This window comes from Numidum massiliense (assembly GCF_001375555.1).
Classification (GTDB): Bacteria; Bacillota; Bacilli; order Thermoactinomycetales; family Novibacillaceae; genus Numidum; species Numidum massiliense.
The window spans coordinates 1730636-1746228 of sequence record NZ_CTDZ01000009.1 but is presented as its reverse complement, the minus strand read 5'-3'; the positions used below and the strand labels follow the sequence as shown (position 1 = coordinate 1746228).

The 15593-nt window shown below is 52.2% G+C and carries 12 protein-coding genes; all 12 read left to right on the top strand.

What is annotated here, in order from left to right; all coding sequences use genetic code 11:
- Positions 1-80 precede the first annotated feature (80 nt).
- The 12 genes from BN1247_RS08610 to BN1247_RS08555 all read left to right on the top strand — a co-directional run bounded on the left by BN1247_RS08610 (position 81) and on the right by BN1247_RS08555 (position 15512).
- Positions 81-1475 carry an L-cystine transporter gene (locus BN1247_RS08610; protein ID WP_054950017.1) on the top strand — a complete coding sequence of 465 codons (1395 nt, stop codon included), beginning with the start codon at positions 81-83 and terminating at the stop codon, positions 1473-1475.
- A gap of 54 nt (positions 1476-1529) precedes the next feature.
- Entirely contained in the window at positions 1530-1781 is a 252-nt protein-coding gene (locus tag BN1247_RS08605; protein WP_054950016.1) for a hypothetical protein, read from the top strand.
- 179 nt (positions 1782-1960) lie between these two features.
- On the top strand, positions 1961-3310 hold the full coding sequence (locus BN1247_RS08600; protein WP_187119684.1) for an ISLre2 family transposase: 1350 nt from the start codon (positions 1961-1963) through the stop codon (positions 3308-3310).
- 555 nt (positions 3311-3865) lie between these two features.
- Positions 3866-4750: a glycine--tRNA ligase subunit alpha gene (gene glyQ / locus BN1247_RS08595; protein ID WP_054950015.1), complete on the top strand. Its 885-nt coding sequence runs from the start codon at positions 3866-3868 to the stop codon at positions 4748-4750.
- Positions 4743-6833, top strand: coding sequence for a glycine--tRNA ligase subunit beta (gene glyS / locus BN1247_RS08590; protein ID WP_054950014.1), 2091 nt, complete (start codon positions 4743-4745; stop codon positions 6831-6833). The genes glyQ and glyS overlap by 8 nt, the downstream gene beginning before the upstream one ends.
- A 115-nt stretch (positions 6834-6948) precedes the next feature.
- Positions 6949-7599 carry a transcriptional regulator CcpN gene (locus BN1247_RS08585; protein WP_147675210.1) on the top strand — a complete coding sequence of 217 codons (651 nt, stop codon included), beginning with the start codon at positions 6949-6951 and terminating at the stop codon, positions 7597-7599.
- Positions 7596-8423 (top strand): pyruvate, water dikinase regulatory protein, encoded by an 828-nt coding sequence (locus tag BN1247_RS08580; protein ID WP_054950013.1) that lies wholly within the window; start codon positions 7596-7598, stop codon positions 8421-8423. Before BN1247_RS08585 ends, BN1247_RS08580 begins: the two co-directional genes overlap by 4 nt.
- Positions 8424-8656: 233 nt before the next feature.
- The gene (gene dnaG / locus BN1247_RS08575) at positions 8657-10492 is read left to right on the top strand and encodes a DNA primase (protein WP_054950012.1); all 1836 of its coding nucleotides are present in this window, start codon (positions 8657-8659) and stop codon (positions 10490-10492) included.
- Positions 10493-11608, top strand: coding sequence for an RNA polymerase sigma factor RpoD (rpoD, locus tag BN1247_RS08570; protein ID WP_054950011.1), 1116 nt, complete (start codon positions 10493-10495; stop codon positions 11606-11608).
- Between the two features lie 306 nt (positions 11609-11914).
- Positions 11915-13459, top strand: a complete 1545-nt coding sequence (locus BN1247_RS08565) for a M1 family metallopeptidase (protein WP_054950010.1) — start codon at positions 11915-11917, stop codon at positions 13457-13459.
- An 89-nt stretch (positions 13460-13548) separates the two neighbouring features.
- Positions 13549-14463, top strand: a complete 915-nt coding sequence (locus tag BN1247_RS08560) for a tRNA (adenine(22)-N(1))-methyltransferase (protein ID WP_082415861.1) — start codon at positions 13549-13551, stop codon at positions 14461-14463.
- Entirely contained in the window at positions 14403-15512 is a 1110-nt protein-coding gene (locus tag BN1247_RS08555; protein WP_054950008.1) for a Nif3-like dinuclear metal center hexameric protein, read from the top strand. Before BN1247_RS08560 ends, BN1247_RS08555 begins: the two co-directional genes overlap by 61 nt.
- Positions 15513-15593: the final 81 nt, after the last annotated feature.

Below are 15593 nucleotides of genomic sequence, written 5' to 3'. Positions count from 1 at the left end.
TTCTTTATTAAGCTAATTCACACTTGACATATCGGATTAATGGTATTAGGATTGAAACTAATCGTGGAGGTGAACATTCAATGACAGCTGTATTAATTATCGTCAATATTTTAATCTTACTCGGGCTTATTTCTGTCTTATATGTGATGCAAAGGAAACATCGGTCGTTTTCAACGCGCGTGTTTAGTGGGTTAGGGTTAGGTATCGCCTTCGGACTCGCGCTACAGTATGTGTACGGTTCGGCATCTAAAGTTATGACAACGTCGGTCGACTGGTTCAACATTGTCGGGAACGGTTATGTGACGTTGCTGCAAATGCTCGTCATGCCGCTCGTGTTTATTTCCATCCTGACGGCTTTTACTAAATCGCAACTTTCGGGTAACATCGGCAAAATCGGCGGGTTAATCGTCGGTATTCTCATCGGCACGACAGCGATTGCCGCCATGATCGGCATCGGCACTTCCCTCGCTTTCGACTTACAAGCTGTCGACATTCAGCAAGGGGAAGCGGAGATCGCTCGCGCCGAACAACTAGAAAAAAATCTCGGCGATCTCGAAAACCTATCGACACCAGAGCGTATCGTGTCGCTACTTCCGGGAAACCCGTTTCTCGATTTCACAGGCGCACGGCCGACTTCGACGATCGCCGTCGTCATTTTTGCCGCCTTTTTAGGCATTGCTTTCTTAGGTGTGAAGAGAAAGCAGCCTGAACAGGCTGAAATGATTGCCAAAATGACGGAAGCGGTGCATGCGCTCGTCATGCGCGTCGTCACTCTCGTCATTCGCCTCACGCCGTACGGCGTGCTCGCCTTAATGACACGAGTAGCAGCGACGAGCGATTTAAATGCGATTTGGCAATTAGGAAAGTTCGTCGTCGCCTCTTACGTCGCGCTGCTACTGATGTTTGCTGTGCACATACTCCTCCTCTCACTGTCGGGGTTAAACCCACTCACGTACGTGAAAAAAGTGATTCCGGTACTCACCTTCGCCTTTACGTCCCGCTCGAGTGCGGCGACGTTACCGCTAAACATTAAGGCACAACATGAACAGTTAGGCGTGCCCGAAGGGATCGCCAACTTTGCCGGGTCATTTGGGCTCACGATCGGGCAAAATGGCTGCGCAGGGATTTATCCGGCGATGCTCGCGGTCATGATCGCGCCAACCGTCGATATCAACCCGTTAAGCCTTTCGTTCTTGGCGACGTTAGTCGTCGTCGTCGCGCTAAGTTCCTTTGGCGTAGCGGGCGTGGGCGGAGGGGCGACGTTTGCAGCGCTAATCGTCCTGTCGACGTTGAATATGCCTGTCGCCCTCGCCGGATTGCTCATCTCGATCGAGCCGTTGATCGACATGGGGCGGACGGCACTCAACGTCAGCGGCAGCATGACTGCCGGCCTGCTCACGAGTAAAGCGACCAAGCAATTAGACGGCGAATGCTATACGTCTTTGCAGCAACAGCCGACCGCGGGATTGTCTTAACCCTATTGCAATCATTGTACGGCTGGGGAAGAGGAGGGCGGTACGACGTTTGTCGTGTTGCACTGCACCCTAGCCGTCTATCGCGATGAATACATCCTGTTTTTGAACCGTACGGATGAACCGGATGGGTTTGCCATCGTTTCATTAGGCTATGGAAAATACAGTGAAAAAGAAGCGTATAAAGGAGAAGTCACCAGTTTTAAAGCGCTGGCCGATCTTAAGCCGTACGATTTTGTCGCTGATGAAGGAGAGGCCATCGACAAATACAACACCATAAAGAAAGATGTCTTAAAAAAATACAAGTAACGCCTTCCTCGAGCGAGTAAGTATGTGTAACATTTCTCTCGAAGGGTTTTAGCAGGAATTTGGAGGGAGAATATAGAAAAGGAAGACCTAAATAGTACTCCTAACCACCACGAAAGGAGAGGTCTTCCTTGAAAACCATTATACCAGAAATCGCTACTATCTTGGAACAGTCTACAGATATGTTGTCGTTTTGGGAAAGCTTACGTATTCGCCTGATGGAAGTGATGGCTGATCTGTTCGGAGAATTTTTGGAGCAGCTCGATCAGATGATGACGACGCATTACAAGGAAAAATACGGTTGGAAAAGTGAGCGATTGGACAGCCGGGAGTTCACCAGTTTTTTTGGGACAGTGTCCTATAAACGCCACTTGATGTACGACCGAAACGGAAACGCACATTACCCTGTCGATGAGGCAATCGGTTTAAAACGCCGTAAAAGATACAGCCCAGACCTTATGATGCTCGGAGCAGAGTTAGCTGCAGCGCCGGGAATGACCTACCGCCTCGCCTCAGAGGTCACGCAAAAACTTGCCGGTATAACGATCAGCCATACGACGTTTCAGCGCTTAGTAAAAGAAGCAGGTGAAGCTCAAGCTGTCATGGATGCTGAAAAAAGGGATCGAATTTTTGAGGATACGGTAATTCCTAACTCTCCGTCCGTTAAGCACTTATATTGCGAAGCAGATGGCTTATACGTCAAAGGGAGAGGCAAAGGAATAGAGATCAAAAATATGCTTGCCTATACCGGGTGGGAGCAAAACGGACAGCGTGTCTCGTTAACAGATCGTCACGTCTTTTCTACCGTTGAATCGGTGGATGACTTTTGGGAAATAGGTTATGCAGCGATTCGACATCGTTGGGATCTCTCACATACACATGTGGCGACTAATGCGGATGCGGCTTCATGGATCTCTGAGGAACGCGTTCAAAATACCTTTTCTGAAGCGACATCGGTTGTCCGCCAATTGGATCCTTTTCACGTAAAGAGGAGTATTCGTCGCGGGTTGAGCCGCCAGCCAAGGCTCATTCCTCAAATTGAAAAGGCAATATCCGAAAAAAATAAGGATAGGTTTAAAGCGGTGATTGATACGGCACAGGGAAATGCAGAGACGGAGCGAGAGGAAAAGCGTATCGAGAACATGCAGAAGTATCTTGAAGGGCACTGGGAGATCCTCTGCGACTGGCGTGAGGTTAGTCCAGACGTGCCAAAAAATGCTCGTAGGATGGGATGCATGGAATCGAACCAGAGACGTCTGGCATACCGCATGAAACGTCGTGGCATGTACTGGAGTGAAGAAGGGGCTCAAGCCATCGCCAAAGTACAACAAGGCGTTACCAATGGGACGTTGAGACAGGCATTATTAACTGTCTGGCCCAACCGCCAAGTGACACAAAAACTAAAACGCCATGCGAGGCGAATAGGTAAGTCGGATCACATTGGGGTTCAAGTTGGCAGGATCCAAGTAGGTGCCGCATCAGCTTCAAGTGCTATTGGGTATTTGGATAAGGTGGTTAATCGCCGTCCTTGAAGAGTTAACTCCTCAAGGGCGGACAACAAGTGAACGTTAGGGAATGACATATTTAGGTCTTTAAATCCTTGATCCTGTAAGGTCGTCGAGTAAAGCTTGACACATACGCGAGTAAAGCCCTCCTTGACAAGGCCTGTCAGTTTATATATACTACGTTACAAGTATTTAAATTGAATTCGCGATGACGGGCAGGAGTAATCGTTAGTGAGGAGAAGTAGCGAACCGGGGACGGTGCAAGCCCGGTCTCTAGCACGGTGAAGGGCGGCCTGGAGCGATGAACGGAAATCAAGGCGGGTTTACATATGCTGAGCCGGTGTGCTAGCATGGCAAACCAAGTAGGGTGGAACCGCGGGAAACTCCCGTCCCTACGCTACAACGATCCCTATTGTAGCGTAGGGACGTTTTTGTGCTTCCTTCATCATTGCTTCCTTTATGACACGACTGACACGACGTTAGTGGCACTCGGCCAGCGGCACGAAATCTTTCTGACGGTGGACGGCTGTGCCAGCGACACGCATGCGTTTGTGACACCAAGAACGCTAGGGAGGTGTGCCCATGAACTTTCAACAGATGATTTTACAATTACAAACTTTCTGGGCGAAACAAAGCTGCATCGTCATGCAACCGTACGATGTGGAAAAAGGTGCGGGGACGATGAGCCCGCACACGTTTTTACGTTCGATCGGACCGGAACCGTGGAACGTCGCGTATGTCGAACCGTCGCGGCGGCCGGGCGACGGGCGCTACGGAGAAAACCCGAACCGCCTGTACCAGCACCACCAATTTCAAGTCATCTTAAAACCTTCGCCCGACAACGTGCAAGAGCTTTACTTAGATAGCTTAAAAGAGCTCGGCATCGACCCGCTTAAGCACGACATTCGCTTTGTCGAAGACAACTGGGAAGCGCCGACGCTCGGGGCTTGGGGACTCGGCTGGGAAGTGTGGCTCGACGGGATGGAAATTACGCAGTTTACGTATTTCCAACAAGTCGGCGGCCTCGACGCCCGTCCCGTGTCAGCGGAAATTACGTACGGATTAGAACGTCTCGCCTCGTACATTCAAGACAAAGACAATGTGTTTGACCTCGAGTGGGTCGAAGGCGTGACGTACGGCGACGTCTTTAAACAGCCGGAATACGAGCATTCGAAATATACGTTTGAAGTGTCGGACACGGATACGCTGTTCCAGTTGTTTGCCATCTACGAACGCGAGGCAGCACGTGCGCTAGAAGCTGATTTAGTGTTCGCCGCTTACGACTATGTACTGAAGTGCTCCCACGCCTTTAACTTGCTCGACGCGCGCGGCGCAATTAGTGTGACGGAGCGCACCGGCTACATTTCGCGCGTGCGCGACTTGGCGCGCAAGTGTGCCAAAACGTACTATGACGCGCGGGAACAGCTAGGGTTTCCAATGTTAAAAGGGGGTGAGCGCGGTGAGTAAACGCGATGTGTTACTCGAAATCGGATTGGAGGAAGTACCTGCCCGCTTTGTACGGCAAGCTGCGGAACAACTGCAACAAAAACTGGAAAAGTGGCTGGAGGAGGCGCGCATCGCTTACGACTCTGTCACTTGGTACGGGACTCCGCGGCGCCTCGCGGTAATCGTAAAAGGCACCGCCGAGCGACAAGCCGATTTAGAAGAAGAGGCACGCGGACCGGCGAAGCGCATTGCCGTGAACGACGACGGGTGGACGAAAGCGGCGTTAGGTTTTGCCCGTGGGCAAGGAGTTGTGCCGGAGCAGTTGTTTTTCCAAGAATACAAGGGCGAAGAATACGTCTTCGCGCGCAAAAAACAAGCGGGCCGCGCGACGGAGGAGTTACTCGCTGCCGGTTTTCAAGAAATCGTCACTTCGCTCACCTTCCCTAAAAATATGCGCTGGGGGGACAACTCGTTTCGTTTCGTCCGTCCGATTCGCTGGTTAGTGGCGATGTTCGGTTCCGACGTTATTTCCTTGGAAATAGCTGGCGTCAAAGCAGGCAACATCACGTACGGCCACCGCTTTCTCGGGTCGGAAGCGAGTTTACCGACAGCGAGTGACTACGTACAAGTGTTGAGAGACGAGACGGTGATCGTCAGTGCTGCAGAACGGAAAGCGATGATCCGCGAACAGTTACAACAATTGGCTGCGGAAAACGCGTGGGATATTCCGATCGACGAACAGCTGCTCGAAGAAGTGACGTTTCTCGTCGAGTACCCGACGGCTGTGGCGGGGGCGTTTGACGCCGCTTATCTCGAACTGCCGGAAGATGTGCTCATTACGTCGATGCGCGAACATCAACGCTATTTCCCAGTGAAATCGCCGCAGGGCGACTTGTTGCCGCATTTTATTACGGTGCGGAACGGTGGACGAGGGGCGCTCGCCAACGTCGTGAAAGGGAATGAGAAAGTACTTTCGGCTCGCCTCGCCGATGCTCGCTTTTTCTACGAGGAAGATAAAAAACGGTCGCCTAGCTTTTATAACGAAAAGCTGACGCACGTCGTTTTTCACGAAGCGCTCGGCACGATCGCAGACAAAGTGCGCCGCGTGCGCCGAATAGCCGCCGGGTTAGCGGATCGGTTGCACCTCTCGCCGCAAGATAAAGCAGCGGCGCTGCAGACCGCTGAACTGTGCAAGTTCGATTTAGAAACGCATATGGTGAACGAGTTTCCCGAACTGCAAGGCCGCATGGGCGAGCGGTACGCCGCGCTCGCCGGAGAGGATCCGGCGGTGGCTAAAGGTATTTTTGAACACTATTTGCCGCGGTTTACAGGCGACGTTTTGCCGGCGACGGCTGCCGGTCAGACCGTCGCGTTAGCGGACAAAATCGATACGGTCGCCGCTTGTTTTGGCATCGGGATCGTCCCGACCGGCTCCCAAGACCCGTACGCCCTACGCAGGCAAGCGACGGGCATCGTGCAAATCTTGCGTTCGCTAGACGTGGACGTGTCCTTAGAAGAGCTGTTTGCGCTCGCGTTAGACGCGTTAGTAGAAGCGGACAGGCTCGGGCGAGCACGCAGCGACGTAGCGGAAGAGCTCGCGAGCTTTTTCCGCCAGCGGTTGAAGCATGCGCTGCAAAGTGAAGGGATCCGCTACGATGTGATCGATGCCGTGCTCGGAGGAACTGCTGAGATGCGGCCCGGATTGATTGTCGCAAAGGCAAAACGGCTGGAAACAGCGGCGCAAGGGGAGTCGTTTAAGCGGACGGTGGAAGCTTTTACCCGCGTCGATCATTTGGCGGCGAAAGTGGGAAAAGCGGGGACAGCTTATTCCGAGACTCTGTTTGAACACGAAGCGGAGCGACGGTTGGCTGCGGCGTTTTACACGGCGAAGAACGGGTACGAGCACGCGCTCGCGGCGCAGGACGCTGACGCGATGTACGGTGCCATCGCCGCGCTAGAAACGGACATTCACCACTTTTTTGACGATGTCATGGTGATGGTCGACGACGAGGCAGTGCGAAGTAACCGACTCGCCCTACTTGCCGCTGTCGCCGAACTAGTCGGTCGCTTCGCCCAGTTTAACGCAATCGTCCTTGCGTCATAGCTGTGTTCTCGCGTCATGAACGTGTGAGGGAGATTTCCGCCTAGAACTTTAGGCAGGCAGTTGCAAATCTGCTCTGCCTCCTTGCACGATCTTTTATTGTTCGTACCGGAAGGTGGTGGCGACTATCGAACTGTCGAATCGACAGCGACAAATCGTCGATATTGTGAAAGAAAACGGCCCGATCACGGGTGAGCACATTGCCGAGCAACTCGGTCTGACGCGTGCGACCCTCCGGCCTGACCTCGCTATTTTGACGATGGCTGGTTTTTTAGAAGCGCGTCCGCGCGTCGGCTACTATTACACGGGCAAATCGAGTAAACAGTTGTTTGCCAAACATATTCGGCAAATGAAAGTGGGCGAATACAAGGCCGTGCCGATCGTCATGACGGAAGGGGCTTCCGTCTACGAAGCGATTTGCCACATGTTTTTAGAAGATGTCGGCACGCTGTATATCGTGTCCAAGGACGGACTCCTAACGGGTGTCGTCTCGCGCAAAGACTTGCTAAAGGCGGCGATGGGTAGGCAAGATTTACAGGAAGTACCGGTTAACGTCGTCATGACGCGCATGCCGAACATTGTCACCTGTCACGCGGAAGAAACGTTGTACGATGCGGCAGCGAAAATTATGCAGTATCAAGTGGACAGCTTACCTGTCGTCAGGCAAAAAGGTGAGTCCCAATCCGCGTTAGAAGTGATCGGGCGCATCACCAAGACGACTATTACGAAAGCTTTTGTGGAGATGGGGGAGGTGCGCGAAACGGTATGAACGATAAGCATGAATCACCAATCATATACGTTATTTCTGATTCGATCGGCGAAACGGCAGAATTTGTCGTGCGGGCAGCGGCGAGTCAGTTTAACGGCGGCGACGCCGATGTGCGTCGCGTACCGTATGTCGATTCGAAAGAAGCGATCGACGACATATTGGATGCGGCGTTTGAAGAAGGGGCGCTAATTGCCTTTACACTCGTCGTCCCCGAACTGCAGGCGTACTTGACCGACCGCGCCAGCGAGAAGGGCATTTCACACGTAGACATTATGGGACCGATGCTGAATGCGCTGGAGGGACTTTATAAGCGTACGCCGAAAATGGAGCCGGGTTTAGTCCGAAAGTTAGACGAAGATTACTTCCGCAAGGTCGAGGCGATCGAATTTGCAGTTAAGTACGACGACGGCCGCGACCCGCGTGGATTGCTTCGCGCTGACGTCGTCTTAATCGGCGTGTCGCGCACCTCAAAAACGCCGCTGTCGATGTATCTTGCCCATAAGCGTATAAAGGTAGCGAACGTGCCGCTCGTACCGGAAGTACCGCCGCCGGATGAGCTGTTCCGCATCCCCGGCAATAAAATTATCGGTCTGACGATCGACGCAGACCACTTAAACCGCATTCGCGAAGAGCGGTTAAAGGCGCTCGGTCTGACAGCGAAGGCGAATTACGCGAACATGGCGCGCATCGAAAGTGAACTCGCGTATTCTCGCGACGTGATGCAACGTCTCGGTTGCCACGTCATTAACGTGTCGACGAAAGCCGTCGAGGAAACGGCAAACGTCATACTAGATATGATTCGACAAGGACTGACAAAAGAGTAGCGTCTATTTTACTTTCGCCGTCGTATAATGTTACAGGGACAATTTTGCCAAAAAGAGGCTACCCCTTACCCTTACATGCTTTTACCGCGTTCGACAAAAGTCGCGCAATTAGAACATGTTTTTTCTAGCAGGAAGTAGCCGCTTTTTGTAGAAACTAATTATTTGTCCCCCAAAAAAAGCTAGCGGTTTTTTGCCGAACCAAGTAAACGTCAAAACAACTGGAGGGGAAATAAATGAGGGGGTTGATTCCCGACGAGGTCATTAACCAAGTTCGGGAACACGTCGACATCTTAGATCTCGCCGGTACGCACGTCCACCTGAAAAAAAAGGGGCGTTACTACTTTGGCCTGTGTCCCTTCCATGCAGAAAAGACACCGTCATTTTCGGTAGATGCGGAAAAACAAATCTTTCACTGCTTTGGTTGTGGGGCTGGTGGCGATATTTTTACGTTCCTCATGGATTTGGAAAAATTGACGTTCACTGAAGCCGTTCGCGAATTGGCAGACCGTGCCGGAATCGTCATCCCAGACGTACAGAGCGAGGGTGACGGAGAAGCGGCGAGTGAGCGGCAGCGCCTATACGAAGCGCTCGACTTGGCAGCTAAGTTTTACCGTTTCGTGTTGGCGAAGAGTGCTTACGGCGAACGCGGGCGCCAATATTTTGCGGCGCGCGGTTTCTCGTCCGAAGTCCAAGCAGAGTTCCGCTTAGGTCTCGCCCCCGATTCGTGGGACACCGTGCTGCGCTTTTTAAAGCGACGCGGTTTTGACGAAACGTTGTTAGAAAAAGCAGGCCTCGTCACAGCTTCGCAAAAAAAAAACGGGTACTACGATCGCTTTCGCGATCGCGTGACGTTTCCGATCGAAGATACGCAGGGGCGTGTCATCGGATTCGGTGCACGGGTTTTTGGTGACGGTCAGCCGAAATATTTAAACAGCCCAGAAACGCCGCTCTTTAACAAACGCTGCATACTATACAATATTCACCGTGCGCGTTCTGCCATCCGCAAAAAGCGGGAAGCGATCTTGTTTGAGGGGTATGTCGACGTCATTACCGCCTGGGAGGCAAACATTGAAAACAGCGTCGCCTCACTCGGAACTGCGCTGACCGAAGAGCAGGCGCGTCTTTTACGGCGCAACGCCGAAACAGTTATTATTTGTTTCGACTCAGACAGTGCCGGCGAAGAAGCTGTCCTGCGCGGACTCGACATTTTGAAAGCGCAAGGGTGTATCGTCAAAATTGCGCAAATGCCTGTCGGCCTCGACCCCGACGACTATATTCGCAAGTACGGCGGTGAAGCGTTTCGGCAAAACGTACTTGCGGACGCGATACCTTTTACGGCGTTTAAACTGCAAGCACTGGAGAAGGGTATAGATTTAAAGGATGAAGATCAGAAGCTGAAGGTAGTACAGGCCGCGCTGGAGATCGTCACTGATTTACCAGCAGCTGTAGAAAGGGATCACTATTTGCGACAGCTCGCAAAGAAATACGACTTGTCTCTCGAGGCGTTGAAAACTGAACAGCGGCACTTGTATTACCGGCGCAAAAAAAATGAAAAGCTTGGGGATAAAGCAAACGACAAGTGGAATAATAGTAAAACATCCAAACGTATGGTCGTATCGACGCGTTTGCAACCAGCTTATTATAATGCGGAACGGCAATTGATCGCCCTGATGATGCGTGATCCGCTCTTGGCCGAGAGGATCCGCGAGGAAATTGGCAGTGAGTTCAATGTTGACGGGTATGCAGCGTTAGCTGCTTATATATATGCCTTTTACGCTGAAGGAAATTCGCCAGACACCGGACAGTTTATTCGTTATCTACCTGACGAATCGTTACAGAAAGCCGCCTCCGCCTTAGCGATGACCGACCTCGCACACGAGGTGAGCGAGCTCGAGATTCAAGACTACATCAGACAAGTGCGCACGTACCCGTTACGGCGTGAATTGGAAGAAAAACGGCGACAAGTGCGACTAGCCGAACAAGCGGGTAACGCTGCGGAAGCTGTCAAGATCGCGCAAGAAGTCATCCGTTTAAAACAACGGGTAAAACTAAGGAAGGAGGGAACGTAAATGCCGAATAACCAGAATGGGAGCGCCGACGAATTGACGCTCGAGCAAACGAAAGAGCAGCTGCTCGAACTAGGTAAAAAGCGCGGCGTTTTGACTTATAAAGAAATTATGGATAAACTCTCCCCCTTCGAGCAAGAATCTGAGCAAGTGGACGAGTTTTTTGATTTTTTAAGTGAACACGGCGTCGACGTTATTAATGAAGATGAGGTGGACGGCAACCAACAAGAAGACGACGAAGAGGATGAGGACGATCTGCTCAGCGACGACCTGAGCGTCCCACCCGGTGTTAAAATTAACGATCCTGTACGTATGTATTTGAAAGAAATCGGACGTGTTCCCTTATTGTCGGCGGAAGAAGAGGTAGAACTCGCGAAACGGATCGAACAAGGAGACGAGCTCGCGAAACGGCGTCTCGCGGAAGCGAACTTGCGCCTCGTCGTTAGTATCGCCAAACGTTATGTTGGGCGCGGCATGCTCTTCCTTGACCTCATCCAAGAGGGAAACATGGGCCTCATTAAGGCCGTCGAGAAATTCGACTTCCGCAAAGGGTTTAAATTTAGTACGTACGCTACCTGGTGGATTCGGCAAGCGATCACGCGGGCGATTGCCGACCAAGCGCGGACGATCCGCATTCCCGTACACATGGTAGAAACGATCAATAAATTGATTCGCATCCATCGCCAACTGTTGCAAGAACTAGGGCGCGATCCGACTCCGGAAGAAATAGGCGCCGAAATGGACTTGACACCAGAAAAAGTGCGCGAGATTCAAAAAATTGCTCAAGAACCTGTCTCGCTCGAAACGCCAATCGGGGAAGAAGACGATTCCCACCTCGGCGACTTCATCGAGGATCAAGACGTTCAGGCACCCGCTGATGCGGCAGCTTACGAGCTACTGAAAGAGCAGTTGGAAGACGTCCTCGACACGCTGACAGAGCGGGAGGAAAATGTGTTACGCTTGCGCTTCGGACTCGACGATGGACGGACGCGTACGTTAGAAGAAGTCGGTAAAGTGTTCGGCGTCACGCGCGAGCGCATCCGACAAATTGAAGCGAAAGCACTGCGCAAATTGCGCCATCCGAGTCGCAGTAAACGGTTGAAAGACTTTCTCGAGTAAGATGCATTTTAAGGTACATGTCTAGTTTTTACGACACCTGTTCAGCGCAGGTGTCGTTTTTTGCAAATTTTGTTGTTCTATATGAACGATTTTACCGCTTTTGCCAGGCACATGCAAATCGAGAATGAGTGAGAAAATTGAAGAAAAGTAGCGCTCTACGCACGAGATCGGACTTTTTTGCGTGTAAACGGCATTGGAAGCGCTAACAGACGGTTTGGCTTACATTATAAATTGTTAAAACGAAGATTACAACCGTTCGATATTGTATATGCTACTACGGAAAACAAACAGAGGTGGTGTTTTTTGGTGAAAAAGCGTTATCTCGTCCTATTAGTCGTCGGGATGATCTGTTTAACGGTGTCGCTATACCAGTTTTGGCAGACGGACGAACCGACGCCGCAAACAGCCGGCACCTCTGCCGTGCGCAGTGAACAACACGGCGAGCAGGCGATGGTGCAGAAAAACGTACCGATTGCCTATAGCGAGGTGCGGTCATCGCGCGAACGCCCCGCCTACGACATCGAGGTACAATACGACGAGAAAAACTATAAACTTGTCGGAAAGCAGCGCGTGACCGTCCCAAACCTCGGACAGGAGACGTGGCCAGAAATATATTTTCACCTGTTTCCGAACGCCTTTAAAGACTGGTCATACAATAAGGCGGCTGCACCGGAAAAGGAAGGGTACATTAAAGTTAGCGACATCACCGTAAACGGTGTGGCGGTAAAACCGGAAATCGACAAGACATTAATGAAGCTCGTGCTCGCAGAGCCACTGCCGGCACACAAAAAAGCGACTGTCGAGATGGCGTTTACGGTACAGCTTCCTGAAGGCGGAAGCCGCTTAAACCACGTTGCGGGTACTGCCTTTTTGGCGCAGTGGTACCCGATGCTCGCCGTTTACGACAGAGAAGGTTGGCACAAAGACCGGTACACGACGATCGGCGACCCATTTTATACGAAAATGGCCGATTTTACAGTGACGTTTCGCGTGCCGAAAGGGTACCGCGTCATTAGTACGGCGCCTGGCGACGGCAGACGGAAACTGTCACAAAAGATGACGCTGAAGCAACGTAACGTGCGCGATTTCGCCGCTGTCGTCACGAAAGATTACCGCGTGAGGACCGGTAAAGTTGGCGATACGGTCGTCAATTTGTGGTACCGCGGAGCGATGAAAGACGTCGCTGCGCCGATGTACGAAGCAGCTGTAAAAGCGATGCGCTTTTTCAACGAGTCGTTCGGTACTTACCCTTACGAGGAGATCGATGTCGTTCTCGGCGAACACGGTCACGGGATCGCTGGGATGGAGTACCCGGGTCTTGTCACTTCTGTCGACCGCATCATGATGCAGGATGGTGAGCAGCCGGCAGTGAACGTGGTCGCGCACGAGTTGGCTCACCAGTGGTGGTATGGCATGGTTGGCAACGACCAAGTAAAAGAACCGTGGTTAGACGAAGGGTTAACGTCGTTTTCCGAGTCGTTGTACATGCGGAAAGTGGAAGGAAAAGACGAACGGGAGATGTATGCGCAAGCGGCTGCAGGTAGTGAGCGCATCAATAAGCAGAGTGGGCTCACAGTGGTGCAAAAAGTGTACGATTATCCGGAACAGTTGTACGGCTTAATGGTCTATGCGCGTCCAACAGCGATGATGTGGGCGCTCGTCGACGAGATTGGCGAACAGAAGGTCATCGCGGTGATGCGGGAGTATTTTACGCGCTATAAAGACAAGGAAGCTACGACTGCTGACTTCATCCGCACGGCCTCCGAAGTGAGCAACAAAGATTTACAACCGTTCTTCGATAAATGGCTGTACTTCAAAGACGAGCCGAAGTCGAAAAAGAAGACGCTCTAACTTCACCCAGTCGCCCCGCGCATTTCCGTAGTTAACTTAAGCGCGAGTTCCGTTATAATATAAGTACAGTAATCGAAACCTAGCTCGCCATGAACAGAGAAGCTAACGAAGAAGTAGGCTACGAGCTAGCGAGGAAAAAGGAAGTTGAGACGTTGACGTTGTTGAAGTCTGAGCGGCTGATGCAAATTGCCGAGTTTGTCTTACGGGGGGAAGCCGTAGCTGATATCGGGACCGACCACGCTTTGTTACCGCGTCATTTACTTGCCTCTGGGTATGTGCCGCGCGCGGTCGCCGTCGAAGTGAGCCGCGGCCCGTACGACGTTGCCCGGGAGCGCGTCGCAGCGAGTGGGCTGTCCGCTAAGATCGAGCTGCGCCTCGGAGACGGGTTAACGGCGCTCGTGCCTGGGGAAGTTGCGACCGTCGTCATCGCCGGGATGGGCGGTCCGCTTATATGCGACATTTTACAAAACGGGCAGGCGGTGTTATCACGTACAAAGCGACTTGTGTTACAACCGAATGTCGCGGTCAAGGCGGTGCGTAAGTGGCTGCTTGCGCATCGGTGGCAGCTCATATGCGAAGCGCTCGTGTACGAAAACGGACACTATTACGACATCTTAGTTGCGGAGCACGGCGACGCGCGGCAACCGTACCGCGAGGCGTTCACAAAGCTACAGATAGCGAGCAGTGGTGGGATGCAGCGCGAGAACGGCAATTGTAGTGAGCGGTTACGGTGTTTTGGGGAAGCACATGTGGAGGAACTGCTGACAGAAATCGGCCCACTGTTGTGGTCCGAACGTCACCCGCTCTTACGGCCGAAATTAGAAGTAGACATGGCAAAGTTCAAGCGTATTTTACAGCAGTTGGCGGGCACAGCGCACGGAGAGGCGCGCCGCAAACAGGTGCAAATTAAAGCACAAATGACCGATTGGGAGGAGATGATGACATGTTTGCCCAAGGAGAAAACATTGTACGTATCTTCGATACATACGTCCCACCGCACTTAGCAGTCGAAGGCGACCGCATCGGCTTACAAGTCGGCACGTTAAAAAAAGAAGTAAAAAAGGTGATGTTAGCGCTCGATGTGACGATGGAAGTCGTCGAGGAGGCGATCCGCAACCACATCGATCTCATTATCGCCCACCATGCCGTCATCTTTCGCCCGCTAAAGACGCTTAGTATCGATTCGCGCAACGGGCGGGTGTACGAAAAACTGATCAAGCACGATATTGCAGTCTATGTCGCCCACACGAACTGGGACGTCGCCCCGGACGGAGTGAACGATGTGCTCGCAGCGCGGTTATCCCTGCAGCAAACACGCGTGCTGTCACCTGTCTACTTACAGCCGTTAAAAAAACTCGTCGTCTTCGTACCGGAAACGCACCACGAAGAAGTGCTACAAGCGCTCGGAGCAGCGGGCGCTGGATGGATCGGCAAATATAGTCACTGTACGTTTAACGTACCCGGAACAGGGACGTTTCAACCGGAAGAAGGCGCTGAGCCGTTTATCGGTTCTACTAGCCGCCTCGAGCGCGTGGCAGAAATACGGCTTGAAACGGTCGTGACAGCGGAAAATGAACGGGCAGTCGTCGCTGCGATGCTCGCAGCCCATCCGTATGAAGAAGTCGCTTACGATTTATACCCGTTAGAGCTAAAGGGGAAAACGTTCGGGCTTGGACGCATCGGTCGGCTAGAAAAAGCGGAAACACTAAAAGATTTTTCTGCGCGTGTTAAAGAAGCGTACGGCTTAGAGGCGTTGCGCGTCGTCGGCAACCCTACGCGTACGGTGCGGCGCGTGGCGCTGTTGGGTGGCATGGGGACGAAGTATTTAGCCGATGCGGTTCGCGAACGGGCAGACGTATACATTACGGGGGATATCGATTACCATACTGCCCACGACGCGTTGGCGGAAGGGATCGCTCTCATTGACCCCGGGCACCATGTCGAGCACCTCGTCCTCGCCCCGATGCGGGATCGGTTAGCAGAGGCGCTAGCAAAGACAGATACCGTCGTATCGCTGTCAAAGATCGACACGAACCCATTTCGCTACGTGTGAAGAACATGCCGCGTTTTCCAGCTATAATCCCCTTGTGTGAACCGCGTGCCCGTGGTATACTCATTAATGCTGTTTGATTGC